At 50.6% G+C, this 18,525-nt stretch carries 17 protein-coding genes; all 17 read right to left on the reverse strand.

Translation table 11 applies throughout. From position 1 onward, the window contains the following. Positions 1 to 15 precede the first annotated feature (15 nt). The gene (locus tag OCV62_RS07885; RefSeq protein ID WP_262585845.1) at positions 16 to 660 is read right to left on the reverse strand and encodes a stage III sporulation protein AF; all 645 of its coding nucleotides are present in this window, start codon (positions 658 to 660) and stop codon (positions 16 to 18) included. 11 nt (positions 661 to 671) lie between these two features. Continuing rightward, on the reverse strand, positions 672 to 1,745 hold the full coding sequence (locus OCV62_RS07890; RefSeq protein WP_262585846.1) for a stage III sporulation protein AE: 1,074 nt from the start codon (positions 1,743 to 1,745) through the stop codon (positions 672 to 674). A gap of 3 nt (positions 1,746 to 1,748) precedes the next feature. Next, positions 1,749 to 2,138 carry a SpoIIIAC/SpoIIIAD family protein gene (locus tag OCV62_RS07895; RefSeq protein ID WP_262585847.1) on the reverse strand — a complete coding sequence of 130 codons (390 nt, stop codon included), beginning with the start codon at positions 2,136 to 2,138 and terminating at the stop codon, positions 1,749 to 1,751. Positions 2,139 to 2,165: 27 nt separating this feature from the next. Then, the gene (spoIIIAC, locus tag OCV62_RS07900; protein WP_021915466.1) at positions 2,166 to 2,360 is read right to left on the reverse strand and encodes a stage III sporulation protein AC; all 195 of its coding nucleotides are present in this window, start codon (positions 2,358 to 2,360) and stop codon (positions 2,166 to 2,168) included. 36 nt (positions 2,361 to 2,396) lie between these two features. Next, positions 2,397 to 2,954 carry a stage III sporulation protein AB gene (locus tag OCV62_RS07905; protein WP_262585848.1) on the reverse strand — a complete coding sequence of 186 codons (558 nt, stop codon included), beginning with the start codon at positions 2,952 to 2,954 and terminating at the stop codon, positions 2,397 to 2,399. Continuing rightward, on the reverse strand, positions 2,942 to 4,015 hold the full coding sequence (gene spoIIIAA / locus OCV62_RS07910; RefSeq protein WP_262585849.1) for a stage III sporulation protein AA: 1,074 nt from the start codon (positions 4,013 to 4,015) through the stop codon (positions 2,942 to 2,944). The genes OCV62_RS07905 and spoIIIAA overlap by 13 nt, the downstream gene beginning before the upstream one ends. Next, the gene (locus OCV62_RS07915) at positions 3,981 to 6,731 is read right to left on the reverse strand and encodes a cation-translocating P-type ATPase (RefSeq protein ID WP_262585850.1); all 2,751 of its coding nucleotides are present in this window, start codon (positions 6,729 to 6,731) and stop codon (positions 3,981 to 3,983) included. The genes spoIIIAA and OCV62_RS07915 overlap by 35 nt, the downstream gene beginning before the upstream one ends. Positions 6,732 to 6,932: 201 nt before the next feature. Then, entirely contained in the window at positions 6,933 to 8,351 is a 1,419-nt protein-coding gene (locus OCV62_RS07920; protein ID WP_262585851.1) for an aldehyde dehydrogenase, read from the reverse strand. 76 nt (positions 8,352 to 8,427) lie between these two features. After that, on the reverse strand, positions 8,428 to 9,618 hold the full coding sequence (locus tag OCV62_RS07925; RefSeq protein ID WP_262585852.1) for a radical SAM protein: 1,191 nt from the start codon (positions 9,616 to 9,618) through the stop codon (positions 8,428 to 8,430). Positions 9,619 to 9,644: 26 nt separating this feature from the next. Beyond that, entirely contained in the window at positions 9,645 to 9,899 is a 255-nt protein-coding gene (locus OCV62_RS07930) for a hypothetical protein (protein WP_262585853.1), read from the reverse strand. A 153-nt stretch (positions 9,900 to 10,052) separates the two neighbouring features. Continuing rightward, positions 10,053 to 11,141, reverse strand: coding sequence for a hypothetical protein (locus OCV62_RS07935; protein ID WP_262585854.1), 1,089 nt, complete (start codon positions 11,139 to 11,141; stop codon positions 10,053 to 10,055). 317 nt (positions 11,142 to 11,458) lie between these two features. Beyond that, positions 11,459 to 13,621 (reverse strand): 1,3-beta-galactosyl-N-acetylhexosamine phosphorylase, encoded by a 2,163-nt coding sequence (gnpA, locus tag OCV62_RS07940; RefSeq protein ID WP_262585856.1) that lies wholly within the window; start codon positions 13,619 to 13,621, stop codon positions 11,459 to 11,461. Further along, entirely contained in the window at positions 13,618 to 14,931 is a 1,314-nt protein-coding gene (locus OCV62_RS07945; RefSeq protein WP_262585857.1) for a polyhydroxyalkanoate depolymerase, read from the reverse strand. Before OCV62_RS07945 ends, gnpA begins: the two co-directional genes overlap by 4 nt. Continuing rightward, positions 14,882 to 15,343 (reverse strand): hypothetical protein, encoded by a 462-nt coding sequence (locus tag OCV62_RS07950; protein WP_262585859.1) that lies wholly within the window; start codon positions 15,341 to 15,343, stop codon positions 14,882 to 14,884. The genes OCV62_RS07945 and OCV62_RS07950 overlap by 50 nt, the downstream gene beginning before the upstream one ends. Beyond that, positions 15,340 to 16,146 (reverse strand): carbohydrate ABC transporter permease, encoded by an 807-nt coding sequence (locus tag OCV62_RS07955; protein ID WP_262585861.1) that lies wholly within the window; start codon positions 16,144 to 16,146, stop codon positions 15,340 to 15,342. Before OCV62_RS07955 ends, OCV62_RS07950 begins: the two co-directional genes overlap by 4 nt. Beyond that, a complete protein-coding gene (locus tag OCV62_RS07960) occupies positions 16,139 to 17,023 on the reverse strand; it encodes a carbohydrate ABC transporter permease (RefSeq protein WP_021915478.1) in 885 nt (294 codons plus the stop codon). Before OCV62_RS07960 ends, OCV62_RS07955 begins: the two co-directional genes overlap by 8 nt. A gap of 78 nt (positions 17,024 to 17,101) precedes the next feature. Beyond that, the gene (locus OCV62_RS07965) at positions 17,102 to 18,460 is read right to left on the reverse strand and encodes an ABC transporter substrate-binding protein (RefSeq protein WP_262585864.1); all 1,359 of its coding nucleotides are present in this window, start codon (positions 18,458 to 18,460) and stop codon (positions 17,102 to 17,104) included. Positions 18,461 to 18,525 lie beyond the last annotated feature (65 nt).

Consider the following 18,525-nt stretch of genomic DNA (forward strand, 5'->3'; position numbering starts at 1 on the left):
CACCAGGAAAACAGCTTATTCAACTTCTACCACCTCCAGCTGGGTCTGACCGATTCCAATCACAGCGGCAAACCGCTCCTTTAAATCCTCCCGCGCAGTGCCTTTTAAAGCTTCCCCATCCGCCAGGACAAACTGTTCCTGCCGGGCTTTGGTGCTCTCGACCGGTCTGACCGGCTCGACCGATATGCCGGAGTCCTGCCCTGCCCCTTCTTCACTGCTCTGACCGGGCGCACCCACCGCCTGCCCTCCCCCTTCTGCGTGCTTTTGCCCGGAAACGCTGATAAAAACCGTCCCATCCTCCAGCAGCCGCACTCCTTTTACTCTGACGCCTGCCGCCTCCGCCTCCTTTTGCACACGCGCCTCGATCGAATCTGCCATATTATTACGAAACAATCCCGTTTCCTGTTCCTCCAGCTTCTCCAGATGCTGCGAAAACATCTCATTTTCCGTCTCCAGCAAAGCAACCCTCTCCCCGAATTCTCCCGGAAGGTCTGCGTCTGCGACGGACAGGATCGGCACAAGCAGCATCGAAAGCACTGCCATCGATAAAATCACATTTTCATATGGAAGATATCTTTTGCCGGGAAGCAGATGACGAACCAACTGTGTCGTCAGAATAAACAGGGTTGCCTCTTTTAATACCTGCAGCAGATTTTCCATGCTCTTCCTTTCTACAGCCTTCCTGCAAGGCAGCTCACAATCGCAGCCAGTATCCAGACGCATGCTGCGCCGGTGCCCGCCAGCTTCAGCGAAGAAAACACCACATCCGCCGTTTTTGTCATACAGGCGGTCAGACGTTTATCCGCCACAAGTCCGACAAACGCCCCGGCGAGCTTTAGCACCACACCGTATGCCGCGATTTTCAAAAGCGGGACGACGAGCAGGACAGCGAGCAAAATTCCGACGAACATGCCGAGGCTGTTTTTAACCAGAACCGCAGAACCTAAAAGCACCTGCGCCGTTCCTTCTGCCAGATCACCAAGACCTGGAATTGCAGCAATCGCCTTTTGCGCAGCCGTCCGCTTCCAGGCATCCAGCGCTGGTGCCACCATCGATTGCAGCACGCCAAGACCGGTCACCGTTCCGAGGCAAAACTTCAAAATCCAGGACAAGGATTTTTCCACCAGCTCCATCATCGCACTCAGTCGCCCCTCCTCCCATACGCCGGACAGCACGACCAGCAGCATCCAGAGCGGAAGCAGCAGCAGGCAGAACCCGGAAAGGAACCGTTCTATCAGAAAAATGAACCCCAGCGTAAGCTCATAATACCCTGCCGCCGTCACACTGCCCGCTGCAGGTCCCAACGAAAGACAAAGCGCCGGCAGGGTCAGGTGCGAAAACTGCTTCAGCGTTTCCAGCGTGCTGCCGGTAATCCGGTACACCGTCGAAAATACCTTTAACAGTACGGTCAACACCAACAAAAAAAACATATCATGGGCGATCTGCGCCACCTGCTGATTTTCAAAGCTTCCCATCAGGCAGGAGACCAGCACCGACAGGATGCCGAGCAGCAATAAAACCGATAAAATCTGCCGCATCCCGGAAAACTCCTGTCCCACGCTGCCTGTGATCTGCCGCCCCAAAAGCTGCAGTGCCTCCTTTCCATTTCCGGACAGAATATCTGAAAAAAGCTGCTCCAGACTAAAATCTGCCAAAAACGCAGAAGAAAAGCACCGGTTTAACTGCTCCATCAGCTCTGTGAGATTCAACTGTTCCAGATAATGCTCTGTATTCCCAGGTTCCACCCCTTACCCTCCTGCAAATCCTGCAATCGTTTCCGCCAGTGCAAGGAAAATCGGCATTCCGGCAAACAGAATAGCGATTTTTCCAAACAGCTCCACCTGGGATGCGACCGCACTGTAACCGCTGTCTTTACAGATTCCGGAAACCAGCTCGCTGATCCACGTAATTCCGACCACCTTAAACAGAAGTGTCAGATAACTTTGCCCACCGGAAAGCTGCTGCCATAATCCCATCAACTGTTTTTTTGCCTGTCCCATATAGGAAAGGGTGCAGGAAAATACCACAACCGCCAATGCTGCACCCAGATAGATGCCATATTCCTGTTTTCCACCTTTAAACTGCAGTGCAAGAAGCACTCCCATCAGAGCGAACGCGCACACTTTCACCAGCTCCATCTGCATCCCTCCCTTTCTTTCAGAAATTCATAAGGAAAATAACGTCTGAATCGTCGAAAACAGATCGAAAATATAGGGTACAATCCAGCTTAGCACCAGAATCAGCGCCGCCAGGGAAAGCAAAAATGCGTGTTCTTCCCGGCCGCTGTGCTTGAGCACCTGGCTTAAAATTGTCACTAAAATCCCCACCGCCGCTATTTTAAAGATCAGTCCAACTTCCATCTAGTCCCTGCACCCCTTCTTTCAGATGATCTGTTTTTACCAAAAAAGCACAACCACGAGCGCTCCAGCTGCCAGGCTGACAGACAACACCATCCTTTTTTCTGACGCTGCCTTTTCAAAAACAGATTCCGCCCGGCTTTTGAATTCGCCGGACAGCCTGAGCATCCACTGTCTTTGTCGTTCCCGGTCTGGAAAGCCCTGCTCCTTTGCAAAGGAAAGCAGCTTTTCAGCTTCTTCCCTCGAGAGCACCGTCTGAGCTGCCCATGCACCGAGTTCTGCGTTCCACACTACTTCCAATGGCTCGCTGCGCTCCTGCTCCAGGCGGTCTGCACAGTGAAGGAGTGCCTCTGCAAGCGCTGACGCTTCTTCTTTTCCGAAACTATCGTTTTCTGCGTCCTTTGCCAGCCAGACTGACATTTGGGAAAATACGTCCGGCAGGCGCTCTGCGCTGTAGCCAATTTCCTCCGCCATCCGCAAAAACAGCTCCGCCAGCAAAAAGAGCGTTCCTGCATGTCTGCTTTTTTCCCGGCAAAAGGCGATCCCGCTCCCGAAGCTCCCGGCAAGCGTCAGGCAGATGCCGATCAGGCGCAGCATGCCAGACCGGACGCCAGCAGCTGTCCGTCTCCGTCCCGTACCTGCTCGACGAAAAAGGTGCCGTCGCAGTGTTTTAACACCAGATACCTTTGAAACGCGCCAGCCTGCAAAAGCGGCTGTAAAAACCGTTTCCGGCTCAGCTCTTCATACGAACCTCCATGAACCGTAGCGAGCACGCTGCACCCGCATTTGAGCACCTGCTCCAGCGCAGTGGTATCCTCCCGGTCTCCCAGCTCATCCACCGCCACAACATCCGGCGCCATGGAACGCAGCAGCATCAGCATTCCGGCAGCTTTTAGACACCCGTCTAAAATATCTGTCCGCATTCCAAGATCATTGACCGCAATCCCATCACAGCAGCCTGCAAGCTCCGACCGCTCATCCACAACGCCGACTGTCATTCCACCAGCCAGCCTGTTACCATCGGAAACCATCCGGATGATGTCCCGAAGAAGCGTCGTTTTTCCACAGCCCGGAGGAGAAATCAACAACGTACTGCATAGCTTTTTTTCTTCATATAAATAGGGCAGCACCGCGCCCGCGATTCCTTTCGCTTCATGGGCGACGCGGATGTTCAGACTGGAAATGCAGCGGATATTTTTGACGCTGCCGTCCGTTCCCATTAAGACCTCCCCGGCGACGCCGACCCGGCAGCCAAACGCCGTGCTGATAAACCCCTTTCCCAGTTCCTCTTCATACGCATACATGGAATACCGGCAGATGTGCTGAATGATCTGCAAAATCTCCTTCCGGCTGGCGATCCACTGCAGCGTAGGCTGCAGTGTCTTTTGCAAACTGCCGTCCTCCGTTGCGAACCATTCCTCGCCGTCTATGTAAAACAAAACCGGACGTCCGATGCGGAAGCGGATTTCCTGCAGGCCACAGGTGTAGCGCTGGCGGCTGTGTGACGCGCCGCCGATACTGAGCGGTTGCCTGTCCGGCACACCCCTGCCTCCGGCGCTCTCCAGTGCCGTGCGGACCTTCTGCCGGTATGGCTCCGGGAACAGCTGCAGCACTGCAAAACAGTCACGCGGCTCTTTCCTGATCTCTGTCTGATTCATACGCATCCCTCCCAAATTTTTCCATCGGTTTCTGAGTACCGTTCTTTTCCAAAAGAACAAACAGCTCATGGGCCAGCAGCGGAAAACAGGAAAGCCCCGCCAGATACAGCCATTCCCCTACAGAGAGTCTGCCCGTTGAGAACACCCCGGTCAGAAACGGCAGCTCTGTCACCGCTGCCTGCAGCAAAAATCCAATCCCACCGGCAACCAGCATCAGCCGGTTTTCAAACGGCCTGCGTGAAAAAATGCTCTGCCTCACATCCCGCATTCCGACCGCGTGAAACAGCTGCGACATGCCGAGCACAGTAAAGGCATAGGTCTGCGCCCGTTTTAACACCTTTTTCTGTTCCAGAAACGCGGCCAGCACCGCAACCGAAAAATCCGCCCTCTCCTGTTTCATCAGCATATACGGAACGGTAAAAAACGCCGTCAGGCTGATGCCGGCAATCAGTGCGCCGTAAAAACAGATTACCGAAAGTCCACCGTTTGCTAAAAGGCTTTCCGACGCTGTTCGGGGCGGTCTGCCCATCAACTTTTTTCCATCGTTTTTATCAACACCGAGCGCCAGTGCCGGGAGCGAGTCCGTAATCAGGTTGATCCACAAAATATGTGCGGATTGCAGCGGCGAGGGAAGTCCCATCAGCACTGCTGCAAACATCGTCAGAATTTCCCCCAGGTTGGAGGACAATAGAAACAGCACTGATTTTCGGATATTTTCATAGACGCCCCTGCCCTCCTCCATCGCCCTGCGAATCGTCGCAAAGTTGTCGTTTGTCAAAATCATATCGGACGCCTGCCGCGCCACATCCGTTCCGCCCTTTCCCATCGCAATTCCAACATCCGCTGCCTTTAACGACGGCGCATCGTTGACACCGTCCCCTGTCATCGCCACGATCTGTCCCCGTTTCTGGAACGCCCGCACAATTTTCACCTTATCTTTCGGGGAAACCCTCGCAAACACCCGGATCTCATCCAGATGTCCTGCAAGATCATCCTCCGACAATCCGGACAATACCTCTCCCGTCATGCACTGGCTTTGTTTTGATACGATTCCGAGTTTTTTCCCGACCGCAAACGCTGTCGCTACATGGTCTCCTGTGATCATAACCGTGCTGACGCCCGCCTTCTGAAAATCCGCCACCGCACGGATTGCCTCCGGGCGGATCGGATCCCGCATACCGGTTATTCCCAGAAAAATCAGGTTCATCTCCGCCATGTTTTCCGGTTCCCCTTCCTGATACGGTCTGCAGGCAAACGCCAGCGTCCGCAGTTCTTCTGCCGCCATCTTTTCCACTCCTGCCAAAATCTGCTGCCGGTGCGCCTGCGTCATCGGCACAGGCTGTCCCCACACCATCACCTGACTGCAGCGCTTTAAAATCCGATCCGCCGCGCCTTTAACATACCATGTCAGCTTTCCCTGTTCCCGGCAGAGCACGGACATCATTTTCCGGTCAGAATCAAAGGCATTCTCTTTTTTCCGTTCAAAAGAAGTTCCCAGTGCGTTTTTTTCAAATCCATATCTCGCCCCGAAATCCAACAGCGCGAGCTCCGTCGGATCTCCTACCCTGCTTTTTTCAATCTGTGCATCGTTGCAGAGAAGCATCGCCAGAAACAGATCCCTGTTTCTTTTTCCGTTCATCCGCTCTGCAGGCAACAGCTTCTGGTCTGCAAAACAGGCTTCCACCGTCATTTTATTCTGCGTCAGCGTCCCAGTTTTATCCGAGCAGACGACAGAAACCGCGCCCAATGTTTCCACGCTCGGCAGACGACGGATGATCGTATTGATCTTTGCCATCCGCGTCACGCTCAGTGCCAGACACAAAGTGACCACCGCCGGCAATCCCTCCGGGACAGCTGCCACCGCAAGGGAAATCGCCGTCAGAAGCATATCGAACACCGGACGCTTCTGCACAATCGCCAGCAAAAACAACACGATGCAGATTCCAAGGGAGCCCAAGCTTAAGAATTTTCCAAGCTCTCCCAGCTTTTTTTGCAGCGGCGTCGTCTCCTCCCGGCTTTCATGCATCAGCGCCGCGATTTTTCCAATCTGCGTCTGCAAACCCACCGCACAGACCATCCCCGTCCCTCGCCCTGCGCTCACCATCGTCGATAAAAACGTCATATTGTTCCGGTCCCCCAGCGGGATCCTGCCGCCCTGTTTTCCGGAAAGTCTCGCCGTCTGTTTTTGCACCGGAAGATTTTCCCCCGTCAGCGCCGCCTCCTGGAGCTGTAAATTCTCCGCCTCCACAAGCCGCAGATCCGCGGGAACCATCGCCCCCGCCTGCAGGCAGACCAGATCACCCACAACAAGCTTTGCCGCCGGAATTTCCTGCTCTGAACCGTCCCGGATCACGACCGCACGCGGCTGCATCAGCTGCTTTAAGGAATCCAGTGCCCGCTGCGCTTTTCCCTCCTGCAAAACGCCGACCGCAGCATTCAAGCAAACAACGAATGCAATAATTCCTGCGTCACTGTATTCTCCAAGCAGCACGGAAATAAGCGCTGCTGCGAGCAGCACATAGATTAACGGATCGTTTAACTGCTCTAAAAAGCTTTGCAGCACCGACTTTTTTTCTGCCTCCGGCAATCGGTTTTCTCCGTTTTCCCAAAGCCTGCGTTCCGCCTCCTGCGCAGAAAGTCCCCGCTTTGGATCGGTATGCAGGCTGGCTGCAGCCTCCTGTATCGTTTGCCGGTAAAATTCCTGTTTCTGTACCATGCTTCCTCCGACTCTGCCCTGAACACTTCTGTTTACAGGTACAACCTATGCAAAAAAAGGACAGCTTATGATAGGGAATCCGGCACGAGAAAAAAACACACTATCGGAAAAATCCGGTAGTGTGTTTATAAAAATGATATTCATGACAATAGAATGCTCGCAGAGCGTGCATTCTATTGTTTGATTCGGGTTTGAATGTCCTCACTTCGTCCCAATCAGCCGGATGACCGCCTTTTTCCACATCCGGTAGGGCTGATAGCGCACGGGAATGTCCACGATTTGAGATTTGTCCAGAATGCTCTTTTGATGGCTGAAGGTTTCGAAGCTCCTTTTGCCGTGGTAAGCGCCCATGCCGCTGTTTCCGACGCCTCCAAAGGGCAGCTTAGGCGTTGTCAGGTGCATCACGGTGTCATTGACGCAGCCGCCGCCAAAGGACGTATAACGGACAAATTTTCTGCGCGTCTTTCTGCTCGAAGTGAAGATATAGCAGGCGAGCGGTTTTTCCCGATTCTGCACAAAGCGCTGCGCTTCGTCCATATTTTCCACGACAAGGATCGGTAAAACAGGTCCGAAAATCTCTTCCTGCATGACGGCATCTTTTTCAGAAACCGGAAACAGAATTGTCGGCTCGATCTGCAATGTTTCTTCCTTTGTCCTGCCGCCGTAAACGACTTTGTTCTCCTCTATCAGCCCGCTGATCCGGTCAAAATGCTTCCGGTTGACGATTCGTCCATAGGATGGATTTGCAAACGCATTTTCGCCGTACATTTTTTTCGTCCAGTAGATCAGATATTTTAAAAATGCGTCCTTCACCCGGCGCTCCACCAGCACATAATCCGGTGCAACACACGTCTGCCCACAGTTTAAAAATTTTCCAAATACAATCCGTTTTGCTGCCAGCGACAGCTTTGCCGTATGGTCAACGATGCACGGGCTTTTTCCCCCAAGCTCCAGGGAAACCGGTGTCAGATGCTTTGCTGCCTTTTCCATAACAAGCTTTCCGACAGAGACACTTCCCGTAAAGAAAATATAGTCAAACCGCTGTTCCAGCAGCTCCTGGTTTTCCTGCCTGCCGCCCTCGATCACCGCAACATAGCCTTCCGGGAAGCATTCTTTTACAATCGCTGCAATGACAGCCGAAGTTGCAGGTGCATAGGCGGACGGCTTTACCACGCAGCAGTTTCCTGCCGCAATTGCTCCGGCGAGCGGCTCCATCGCCAGCATAAACGGATAATTCCACGGGGACATCACGAGCGTGACGCCGTATGGCTCCTGCACCAGATATCCTTTTGCCGGAAAATTCGCCATGCTGACCGGGACACGTTTTGTTTTGCTATAGGCTTTGACATTCCGGTACAGCCCGCGGATTTCCGCAAGCGTCAGCCCGACCTCGCACATATAGCCTTCCGTTTCCGATTTCCCAAGATCTTCTGTCAACGCCTGACAGACTTCTTTTTCGTGCGCCAGGATCGAAGCCTCGAGCCGTTTCAGGGCAGCCTTTCTGAAACGGATCTCATAGGTCTTCCCTTCTGCAAAAAAGGCGCGCTGCTTCTGCAGGATCCGGTCAGTCTCACTTCTCTGCCTTCTGCGGTTATACAGCTCTTTCTTTTTGGTCAGCATACAAACCTCCCCTTTCGATCTACCTGCAGAACGTGCATTTTATTCATGACAATAGAATACTCGCAGAGCGTGCATTCTATTGTTGCTTTTTCTGCTCTACAGTCTGTCTTGCAATATCTGCGTCCACGATTTCTTCTCCGGTCTGATGCGCCAGCTGTGCGCGGGATGCGGCGCTTAAGCCATCGTTTACCTTTGCATTTTGGTCGCAGGTGCTGCAGCGGTCCAGCTGCTCCTTTGTCACCTTGCCGTCCCGATAATCGCGGACAATTTTATTTTCATACATGGAGTAAGGCTTTTTTATAAAAAGGGCTTTGAATTTGTGCCAGATCACCCATGCTGCCGGAACCCAGATATATTTATGCATTGCCGGGGAAACCGAACCGATCATCCAGCAGTTTCTGTCACAGCAGCGCACCTTTTTGCGCACGGCTTCCGCCTCCGGGCTACTCCACAGCTCATCCCAGCTTTGGGTGTTTAAATTGCCCATCACTTCTTTGTCCTTTGTACCGTTGCAGGGCATGACATCTCCATAGGGATCGATGAAAAACGTATCGAAGCTCATATCACACGGCAGCAGGCGCTTCTGTCCGTAAATATAATTGATCAGACCGTGGTTGAAATACGCGCGGAACCACTTTTTCGGGCTGTTGGATTTTAACAGCTCGTTAACCAGCTTTTCAAAATTTTCAGCCACCATCGGGCGGTCATGAATGATATTTTTGGCTTCCACGAAATAAAAGCTGTTGTGCAGGCTCGCCGTTGCAAACTCCATGCCCATCTCATTAGAAAGCTCGTAAAGGGGAACGAGGTCCGGTGCGTTTTTATCCTGCACCGTCATACCGAAGCCGACATCCTTCATGCCCATTTCCCGCAGGGTTTTCAGGGTCGTATATCCTTTATTAAAACCGTCCTGCAGACCGCGGATTTCGTTATTCGTCTGCTCTAACCCTTCGATCGAAATGCGGATGCCGATATCTGGAAATTCCTTGCACAGATCAACGATCCGATCCGTAAAAAATCCGTTCGTGGAAATTACAATACGGTCGCTCTTTTTATATAATTCCCGGACGATGTCCTTTAAATCCGTGCGGATAAACGGTTCCCCGCCGGTGATGTTGGTAAAGTACATTTTCGGCAGTTTTTTTATCGTTTCGATTGAAATTTCCTCATCCGGTCTGGAAGGTTTTTTATAACGGCTGCACATCGAACATCTCGCGTTACAGCGGTAGGTTACAATGACAGTTCCGTTGAGTTTTTTTTCTGACATGCGTATACTCCTTTTCTATTTGAAATTCAGAAGCCGCCCCGTGCAAGCACGGCGGCTTCTGAACTTGCCTTTTGTGCTGCGATTGATATCACCGGATTGCTCCGCAATCCGATGACATTCGGAATCCGCTGATTTACTTCGTAAATCGCTGCTTCCTCATGTCTTGCGGGATCCAAATTCAGAAGCCGCCCCGTGCAAGCACGGCGGCTTCTGAACTTGCCTTTTGCGCTGCGAATGATATCACCGGATTGCTCCGCAATCCGATGACATTCGGAATCCACTGATTTACTTCGTAAATCGCTGCTTCCTCATGTCTTGCGGGATCCAAATTCAGAAGCCGCCCCGTGCAAGCACGGCGGCTTCTGAACTTGGATCCCTGATATCATCATACTATGCTTTCCGGTTTCGGGCAAGCGACATTCTCTTGCTGCGCGCTACCTCGTATAGTCGTTTAGCAGCTGTTCGATCTGCAGATTCACGCTTTCCGGCATGCCTGCCGTATCTTTTTCCAAGAGCTTTACATAAAAATTCAGCTTCTGGCAGGCTGCCTTTTTGCCCTCAGCAGCTTTCATGCGAACCTTTACACGGCGTTGTTCCATCAGCGGGATGACAACATAGTACATGCAATCGTCCCGAAACGAAAGGTAGCCCAGTTCTTCGCCCTGGCTGTTTTTTACATAAAGGCGGTGTTTAGTCAGGCGCTTCGGGGAGATCACTTCGCCCTCGGCTGCCTGGATGTTTCCGGTCAGCTCCAGCATCGCCGGAATCAGAAAAATCCGGTTTCCTTCTGCGTCCGCTTTCTGCTCCTGTCCAAGCTCTTTTAACAGCGCCGTGCTGTTCAGAAACTGCTGTGCCAATAAATAAACCAGAGCCGCCAGCGTCTGTATGCGGAGCCGCTCACTTTTATATATCTGTTTTTTGCGCTCTACTTCTTCCAAAATCTGCGATGCGCAGGCGAAAATGCTTTTCTGGAACAGGGAAAAGTCCTCTTCTGTCTTCCAGATATATTTTCCTGCTGCGATTTTAAAATACCCGATTTTCTCGCCTTCACTGTCCTCCGCATAGGAATAAATTTCCCGTTCGCGCCACGCCCGCAGGTTGACTGGTGCATCCCAGACCTGTGTTTTTGACGCACGGGATTTCACCTGATACGACTTTTTAGACACATGTCCATCATACCAGCCGTTCTTTTTCAAATACGCATACGCATAATTTAACAGCTGCGCACTGTATTCCGTCTCTTCCTCCGGCTGGACGTCCGGATGTGCGCTTAGTATCCTTTGCCGATATTTTTTCTTGATCAGGCGCTCAACTGCCTGTCGGTTAAAATTTTGAAACGCGTTGTCAAAGCTTTGGGGATTTTCTCCTATTGCTTTGTATGCCGTGCGGGACGATGTGGACGCTGCTGTTGTGTGCAGCGATGCCGCCCCGGATGATACTGCATCTTCCGGCGTTTCCAGAGCTGCCGCCTCGATTTCTTCCTCCGTGATTCCAAGGATTTTATATGCTTCCTGTTGTGTCATGTCAAAAATTCCTGTCCCAAAATTGATTTCCCGCTGCCGTACAGCCAAAAAATATGATTTCGGCGCTGCGCAAAACTCCGCCAATCGCTGCCGAAAATACGATTCCCGACGACGGGTCTGCGCCAGATCTGCGCCACCCCGTCTCTTTACGATTATGCACCGTTTTTATCTTTTACACAACAGGAAATAAAAAACCGACAGGTGCCCAATCAGCCCTGCCGGTTTCCATTTTTCCTTTTTTTCTGTTTTACACCGCCCCGACAGAAGCCAAACTCAGTCTCCTGCCTGGATACAATTTTTACCTTTTACATGCAGCCTCAGATGCTATACCACTTGATCTCATTAGCTTCCAGCTTCAGGAAAAAGCTGCTGCCGTCGCCGCAGTATACAGTCGTTTCCTGCGGTTCGTAGGTATTGTTGACCACACAGTATTTTCCGTTTTCCACATATGCATGCACTTCTACGTTGAAGTTTTCACTGTACCAGCAATGCAGAATGTCCTCACCGTGGGCACTCCACAGAATACTGCGGTACAAAATCCGGCTGTTTTCGAAGCTGTAGGGCAGACCGCTGATGTAAACGCTGCGCCCTTTTCCAAACTCATTGACAGCCATCTGCACCTCCCGGTCGCGCTGCACCAGAATCTCAGTATCAGCATAGGCATACATGTTTTTCTTGCCTTCGCCAAAATCCACCGGCTTTGTGATATCCTGCAGGATAAAATGTTCCGGATGCTCTTCCCAGTTGTACTTATCATAGTTTAAGGTAAATCCGGTTTCTTTTTCCACACCGATCAGGTCAGCGAGCTGCAGATAATGTCCCTGATATGCATGTCCGGAGGGTTCTCCGACTCCGATAAAGCCTCCACCCTCGTATACAAACTTCCGGATTGCCGCCGCTACCGCAGGATTTTCCCACGCTGCTCCGCCGGTATGCGCTGTATCCCCGTCACCTACATTGATGATGACATCGATTTCCTTTAACAGGCTCGGATCGGCTAAAATATCGTCAAACGAAAGGAACCATACCTCAAAGGGTGCACCGCTGAGTGCTTCAATAATACCTGCATAGCTGTAATTTTGCTTCTGATACAGTGCATGATGCACCATATGACAGCCCCAGCTCCTGATTTTTCCCCAGCTGTTTAACACTGCAACCTTTTTGACGCAGTACGGCGTCGTCTGGCGAATATTCTCATACAGCTCCCGAAACTCGTTGCAGACGCTTTCCACATAATCCAGAAACTCCGGGAAATCCAGCGTGAGCTTTAAATAACCGCCATACCCGATCCGGTCGATGGGCTTTCTCAAGATCGCACGACGCGCCGTGATCCAGTTTTCCTTTGCTTCCTTTACCGGGTCGCCGCCCTCATGGAAGGTATCCGGAAAGAAATACGGTAAAAATCTTCCCTCTGTATACTTTACGCCCTCAATATCAGAAATCAGGCGCAGCGTGCTTCCGTTTCCGACGCTTCCTACTACCGCATCCAGACCGATCGTTGCAAATTCCTTCATAAAGGGCTCTGTTCCGATCCAGTGGTCGCCTAAAAACATCATCGCTTCCTTGCCGTATTCGTGGGTGATATCCACCATTTCCTTTGCAAGCTTTGCGACTTCCCGACGCTGAAATGCCTGAAAATCCAGAAATTCCTTCGAAGGCACGCGATACTGGTTGTTGTAATAGCCCTGATCGATAATAAATTCCGGGCGGAACCGATAGCCAACCTCTTTTTCAAACTGCTCTAAAATATACGGGCTGACAGACGCGGAATACCCGTACCAATCCACATATTTTTCTCGTTTTAATTCGTCAAACAACAGCGTAAACTGGTGGAAAAACGTCGTATAGCGGATGACATTCACATACGGATGCTCTTCACAGTATTTTTTCAGCCGCTCCATCGAATATTTGTGGGTTTTGGGCTGCCGGACATCAAAGGTGATCTGATGTTCAAAATCCTTCCACTCATTCGTCACGGCGTTGTACATATGCACCGGGTCCCAGATGATATAGGCTAAAAAGCTGACGGTATATTCATGAAACAGCTCTGCGTCATGAATGATCACATTTCCGCTTTCTTTCTCGTATTCCCACTGCGTGCAATCCACGACAGCCCCGGTCGAGCGGTCGATTACCTCCCACCAGCGCCGAATATCATCCCGGGTATTGACCTCCATCAACTCTTTGGAAATGCCTTTCATCAACGGAATTTTCAGCGTTTTATCAACCGCCGTATAAAAAGCCGACATGATATAGCATTGCTGCACCTCATCCGGATTTTTCTTCGCCCATTCATTGTCTTTTCTGGTCGTATAATAGGTCGCATAAATCTTTGCACCGGTTTCAACCAGCTCCTTGGGAAATTCTGTTCCATCACAATCCCGGATCGCATCTGCGCCCCATCGTTTCATCAATTCTATCGTTTCCGGCACGATGTCCAGATTTGTCGGAATCGTCACTCTCCCTGTCCGCTCCCTCATCGTTCTTCCTCCTCCAGCAAAATAATTTCATCCGCTTTCTGCGTATACGTTCCGCCGTCCATATTTTTTCGGACAAACGGTATTCCTTTCCGGACATAATACCTGTTGTGAAAAAGCAGGGCATCCGGATTCTGCGCCGGACTGATCGTCCCGGAAAGGTCATCGAAGCTCACATTGTTGCAAAACCGGCTGTGAATTGCTTCCTCCAGACAGAACATCACGCAGCCGCCCTCATTCTGCCTGCTGAAATTATATTCATACACCGTCCCGTCTCCGGAATCCGCATCGTATGCCATTCCATCCTGATTCAGCCTCGTATCTGCTGCCTCATTAAACCGAAACAGCGCGTCCTTACATTTCCATGGCCAGATCGCAGCTGCCACTTTTCCGCCCCGCTTCTGGGGCTCCTGGTAAATCCGGTCGTTGATCTCCTGCGCCGCGCTGTCCGAACAGTTATGCTCCACCACAGGTCTTAACGCATACATTACAGTAATCGCATCGCCTCCTGACCGCTTCACATAATTATCCCGAATCGTAATATTTTCGTGTCCATACTTTAAAAACGCTTCTTCCGAAAGCTCTGCTCCGGCAAAAGCGGCATGCGCATAAGTATAGCCGACTGCAATTCCCCAGCGGCTCACCCGGTCTACATAACAGCCTTCTACTGTCACATCCCGGAAACGCGCAGCTTCTGTGTTCCTTGCGATCGGCTTCAGCGCCGTCATATAGATACCGCCGTTGTTCATATGCTTGTCGTACACATTTCCATTGACGTCGTGGATGACAAGATTGCGCAGCGTAATCCCGCTTCTGACACCTTTATTCCTCGCAGCGACGGCAACTCCGGTTCGGTTCATTTTATCCGGTGCACTGTATCGTTCCCCGATAATATCCTGACCGCTGTTTGTCAGCTCGAGATCCTGCAGCGTCACATATTCTGCATCATACAACAATACCGCAGACGATACATATCCGCTCCTGGTATGTGTCGGGGAATCCAGCTCACATCCATAATCCTGATACCAGATTCCCTGCCCGTTTGCTGCGATAACCGGCGGATGCTGCTCTGCTTGCGTCCGATCCTCATATGCACCGATCACAATCGGTAAATCCTTCGTCCCGCTGTCCGTAATCTGTAAAAACTGTCCGGCAAATACGGAATTGTTTTCCAGCAAAATCCGGTCGCCTGGCTGCAGCTTCAGACGGTTGATCGCAAAAAGACTGGCATATGGCTCTGCACTGCTTCTTCCGCTGTTTTGGTCATTCCCGTGTTTCTGACTGACATAATATGTCCTGCACAAGTCTGTCATAAGCCGCCTCCCTCAGTCTTTTTTCGATCACTGCTTCGATTTCTTCATAGGAAAACAGATCTCCCTGCGCGCGCGTCAGCAGATCCTGATTTTCCTGATAAAATGTCCTTTTCTGTGCTTCTGTTATCTCAGGGCAATATCCAGAATCCCGTACTGTCCCGGAAGGAAGAGCAAATTCCAGTCGGAATCTGGTCAGCTCATATTGCAGATACATCGGTCTGGTAAAGCTGCAGGGTCCGTAAAAAACTTCTCCGGCAGCTTTTTTTCTGCGGTTTTCTTCGTTTTTCTGCAGGCGCCGCTGTTCCAGCGCATCAAAGCCCGCCTGCCCAATCAGCCCCAGTGATACCGCGAGCTCAAGCTCTGCCTCTGCCCGGCAAAATTCCTCTTCTGATAACGCGTATGCTCTTCTCATTTCACTGCTCCTGCAATTCCATTTGCAAAGCTCTTCTGCAGACATAAAAAGATGACCGCGGTCGGAAGGGTACAGATCAGGACTCCAAGCATCAGCATTCCATAATCCACGCTGTATCCGCTCTTTAAATTGGCAACCAGCATCGGCATCGTAATCTGATTTTTATCCTGTAAAATAATCGTCGGCCACAGATAGTTATTCCACGCATTCATGAATGTTACCGTCATTGCTGCTCCGTAAGTAGACTTCATGATCGGAAGAAACATCGTGAAAAAGATCTTGATCTCACTGAGTCCTTCCAGTCTGGAGGCCTCGATGATATCATGTGGAAAAGAGCGTGCAGCCTGTCGGAACATCATGATCAAAAACGGCGTCGAAATCGACGGCAGTGCCAGCGCAATCCAGGTATTGACCAGCTTCCATGCAGAAAACATTTTAAACAGCGGAATCATGATTGCAACAAAGGGCAGCATCATTGCCAGCAGCAGGATGCTCATCAAAATATCTTTTCCTTTATCATGGTAGATTTCGAAGCCATAGCCTGCGATCGAGCAGACCAGCAGCGCAACTACCGTGATGACAATGGCATTTCGGAAGGAATTAAACATCGCACGTCCGAGATTCTGCGTCGCGATCAGTGTCTGGAAATTTTCCAGAAGATGGGTTCCCGGCAGTAATCTTCCGCGCACAATGTCGATACTGGTATTGGTCGCCCCGCAGATCATATAGTAAAGCGGAAATGCCGACAAAAAACTGGCAAGAATTAAAATCACATAAGAAAAAGCTGTTTTTACTTTAGTCACGCTTGTCACCTACTTTCATCTGAATGGCTGACAAAATTGCTACGCTGACGAGGATAAACACAGACAATGCCGCCGCATAGTTAAATTTCGGCGTTTCTACAAAGGAAATATTGTAAATATAATGTGCCAGCGTCATCGTCGATTTTCCAGGGCCTCCTGCTGTCAGGTTGACCGATTCATCAAACAGCTGCAGGGTTCCTGATGTGGACATGATCGCAGTCAACAAAATTGTAGGCTTCAGCAGCGGAACCGTAATCTTCAAAAACTGCTGAAACGGTGTCGCTCCGTCAATATAGCTCGCTTCATATACGGAATAGTCAATATTCTGCAGTCCGGCCAGATAAAAGACCATGTTGTAGCCTGTCCATCTCCAGATCAGTGCAAGGATGATCACCCATCGGGCTGCCCAGGCATTCTGAAACCAGTCTATTCTGGAAAATCCGATGGCAGTGATCACATTGTTGACCAGTCCATCCTGAGCAAACAAAGATTTAAAGATCATCGAATAGGATACCAGTGATGTTGCACAGGGCAAAAAGATCAGCGTACGGAAAATACCTTTTCCTTTGATCTTGGGATTATTTAACAGCTGTGCAAGTCCCAGCGCCAGCACAAGCATCACCGGAACCTGAATGATAAAATAAAAAACGGTATTGAACAGACACTGCTGGAATGTCTTATCCTTTAAAATTCTCTGGTAATTTGCCAATCCGACAAAGGTGCTCCCACCCGTTCCTTTTTTGGAAAAAGAAAGGATCAGTGCCTGCACCATCGGGTAAAAGCAAAAAATAAAGATCAGAAGTGCCGCCGGGATCAGAAAAGCCCAACCGGTCAGATTATGTCTTTTTTCCAGACTCATCTTCGCTTTTTTCTGCATACTGCTCTCTCCTGTATACTTCCTGGATAAAAATACCGGGAACGCAATACGCTGCATTCCCGGTACTGGTTCATATGTTTATTCGCTGATGTTAAATTCTACCGTATCCTGTGCATTCTGGATTTCTGCCTCAACATCCGCACCATTCTGTACGACATTGGTGATAGCATCCGTCAACGCGCTTCTGATATCAGAATAATATGCGCCGTAATCGATTCCGGGAACCTTTCCTGCAAATTCCACGATATCCTTATAAACAGCCTGTCCGCCGTAGAATTCAGAAGCTTCGCCATATGCATCAGAAGCTGCTGCAGGCAGGTAGCTTGCGATCACGCCTGCATTCGGAAGCAGCTCGTCATACAGGTCTACACTGCTGCCAAAGGTTGCATTTAAGAAGTCAAATGCAAGCTCTGTGTTTTTGCAGTTAGAGGATACTGCCCAGCTTGCGCCGCCGCAGTTTGCATAATTGGTTGCGCCGTCAATTTCGTCCAGTGCAGGCATGTTCACGATCGCCCATTCGCCGCTCTGGTCTTCTGCTGCCTGAATAGAGGACATGATCCAGCAGCCCTGGATCACACCGGCAGCCTCGCCTTTGTTCATGGAAGCGATGTACTGATCCCAGTCTGTGTAATCTACCATGATGCCTTCCTCAATCAGCTGTTTGTATACTTCGATCGCTTTCTTCAGTGCTGCATTATCTACCAGCTTCACTTCACCGTCCTGCATGGGAGACGCGCCTGCGGACTGCAGCATTTCAATTACGATTTCCGAACCGCCGGAGCTTGTCAGCATCGGTACGCCATTGGCATCTACTACCTTCTTTGCAAGTTCCATAAATTCAGACCAGGTAGTATCCTTGAAATCTTCTACCGTCAGTCCTGCTTTTTCTACCATATCAGAGCGGATCGCCATGATCGTTGCACCGTTATCAAAGGGAATTCCGTAATGCTTGCCATCTACGGTAGAATCTGCAAGCTTACCGCCGGAGAACTGAGAAAAATCGATGCCGGAATCTGTCAGCTCTGTAAAGATCTCCGGATAGTTTGCAACATCTTTATGGAAGGAATAATCCTGCATCAGGAAGATATCCGGCAGAGTATCGAAGTTTCCAGCTTCTGCTGCAGTGATCAGACTCTGTTCAATATCGGTATATACCTTTTCCTGAATATCCAGCTTGAAATTCGGATGCTCCTTCTGATAAAGTGCTTCTGCCTGCTTCATTGCATATACATTAAAGTTAGGATCCCAGCACCATACAGTCAGGACTTCTTCCCCTTCTGCAGCCTCAGCTTCTTCTGTCGCTTCCTGCACAGTTTCTGTCTTTTCTTCTGCAGCCTTGCTTTCTGCAGGTGCCGCTGCCTGCTTGCTGCCGCAGCCTGCCAGTGCCGATACAGCCATTGCTGCGGTCAATAACACGCCTACTAATTTCTTTTTCATACCCGTTCCTCCTTGTAAACGTTCCATCACTTGTTGATGTATTTATTATATCTGTCCCTGGGCAG

Origin of the sequence: Gallintestinimicrobium propionicum (assembly GCF_025567525.1) — a bacterium.
Taxonomy (GTDB): Bacteria; Bacillota; Clostridia; order Lachnospirales; family Lachnospiraceae; genus Gallintestinimicrobium; species Gallintestinimicrobium propionicum.

Excerpts from the sequence above, each read along its gene's own strand:
- OCV62_RS07885 (WP_262585845.1), bottom strand. The coding sequence starts at position 660 with ATGGAAAATCTGCTGCAGGTATTAAAAGAGGCAACCCTGTTTATTCTG.
- OCV62_RS07895 (WP_262585847.1), bottom strand. The coding sequence starts at position 2,138 with ATGGAGCTGGTGAAAGTGTGCGCGTTCGCTCTGATGGGAGTGCTTCTT.
- spoIIIAC (WP_021915466.1), bottom strand. The coding sequence starts at position 2,360 with ATGGAAGTTGGACTGATCTTTAAAATAGCGGCGGTGGGGATTTTAGTG.
- OCV62_RS07905 (WP_262585848.1), bottom strand. The coding sequence starts at position 2,954 with ATGCTGCGCCTGATCGGCATCTGCCTGACGCTTGCCGGGAGCTTCGGG.
- spoIIIAA (WP_262585849.1), bottom strand. The coding sequence starts at position 4,015 with ATGAATCAGACAGAGATCAGGAAAGAGCCGCGTGACTGTTTTGCAGTG.
- OCV62_RS07915 (WP_262585850.1), bottom strand. The coding sequence starts at position 6,731 with ATGGTACAGAAACAGGAATTTTACCGGCAAACGATACAGGAGGCTGCA.
- OCV62_RS07920 (WP_262585851.1), bottom strand. The coding sequence starts at position 8,351 with ATGCTGACCAAAAAGAAAGAGCTGTATAACCGCAGAAGGCAGAGAAGT.
- OCV62_RS07925 (WP_262585852.1), bottom strand. The coding sequence starts at position 9,618 with ATGTCAGAAAAAAAACTCAACGGAACTGTCATTGTAACCTACCGCTGT.
- OCV62_RS07935 (WP_262585854.1), bottom strand. The coding sequence starts at position 11,141 with ATGACACAACAGGAAGCATATAAAATCCTTGGAATCACGGAGGAAGAA.
- gnpA (WP_262585856.1), bottom strand. The coding sequence starts at position 13,621 with ATGAGGGAGCGGACAGGGAGAGTGACGATTCCGACAAATCTGGACATC.
- OCV62_RS07945 (WP_262585857.1), bottom strand. The coding sequence starts at position 14,931 with ATGACAGACTTGTGCAGGACATATTATGTCAGTCAGAAACACGGGAAT.
- OCV62_RS07950 (WP_262585859.1), bottom strand. The coding sequence starts at position 15,343 with ATGAGAAGAGCATACGCGTTATCAGAAGAGGAATTTTGCCGGGCAGAG.
- OCV62_RS07960 (WP_021915478.1), bottom strand. The coding sequence starts at position 17,023 with ATGCAGAAAAAAGCGAAGATGAGTCTGGAAAAAAGACATAATCTGACC.
- OCV62_RS07965 (WP_262585864.1), bottom strand. The coding sequence starts at position 18,460 with ATGAAAAAGAAATTAGTAGGCGTGTTATTGACCGCAGCAATGGCTGTA.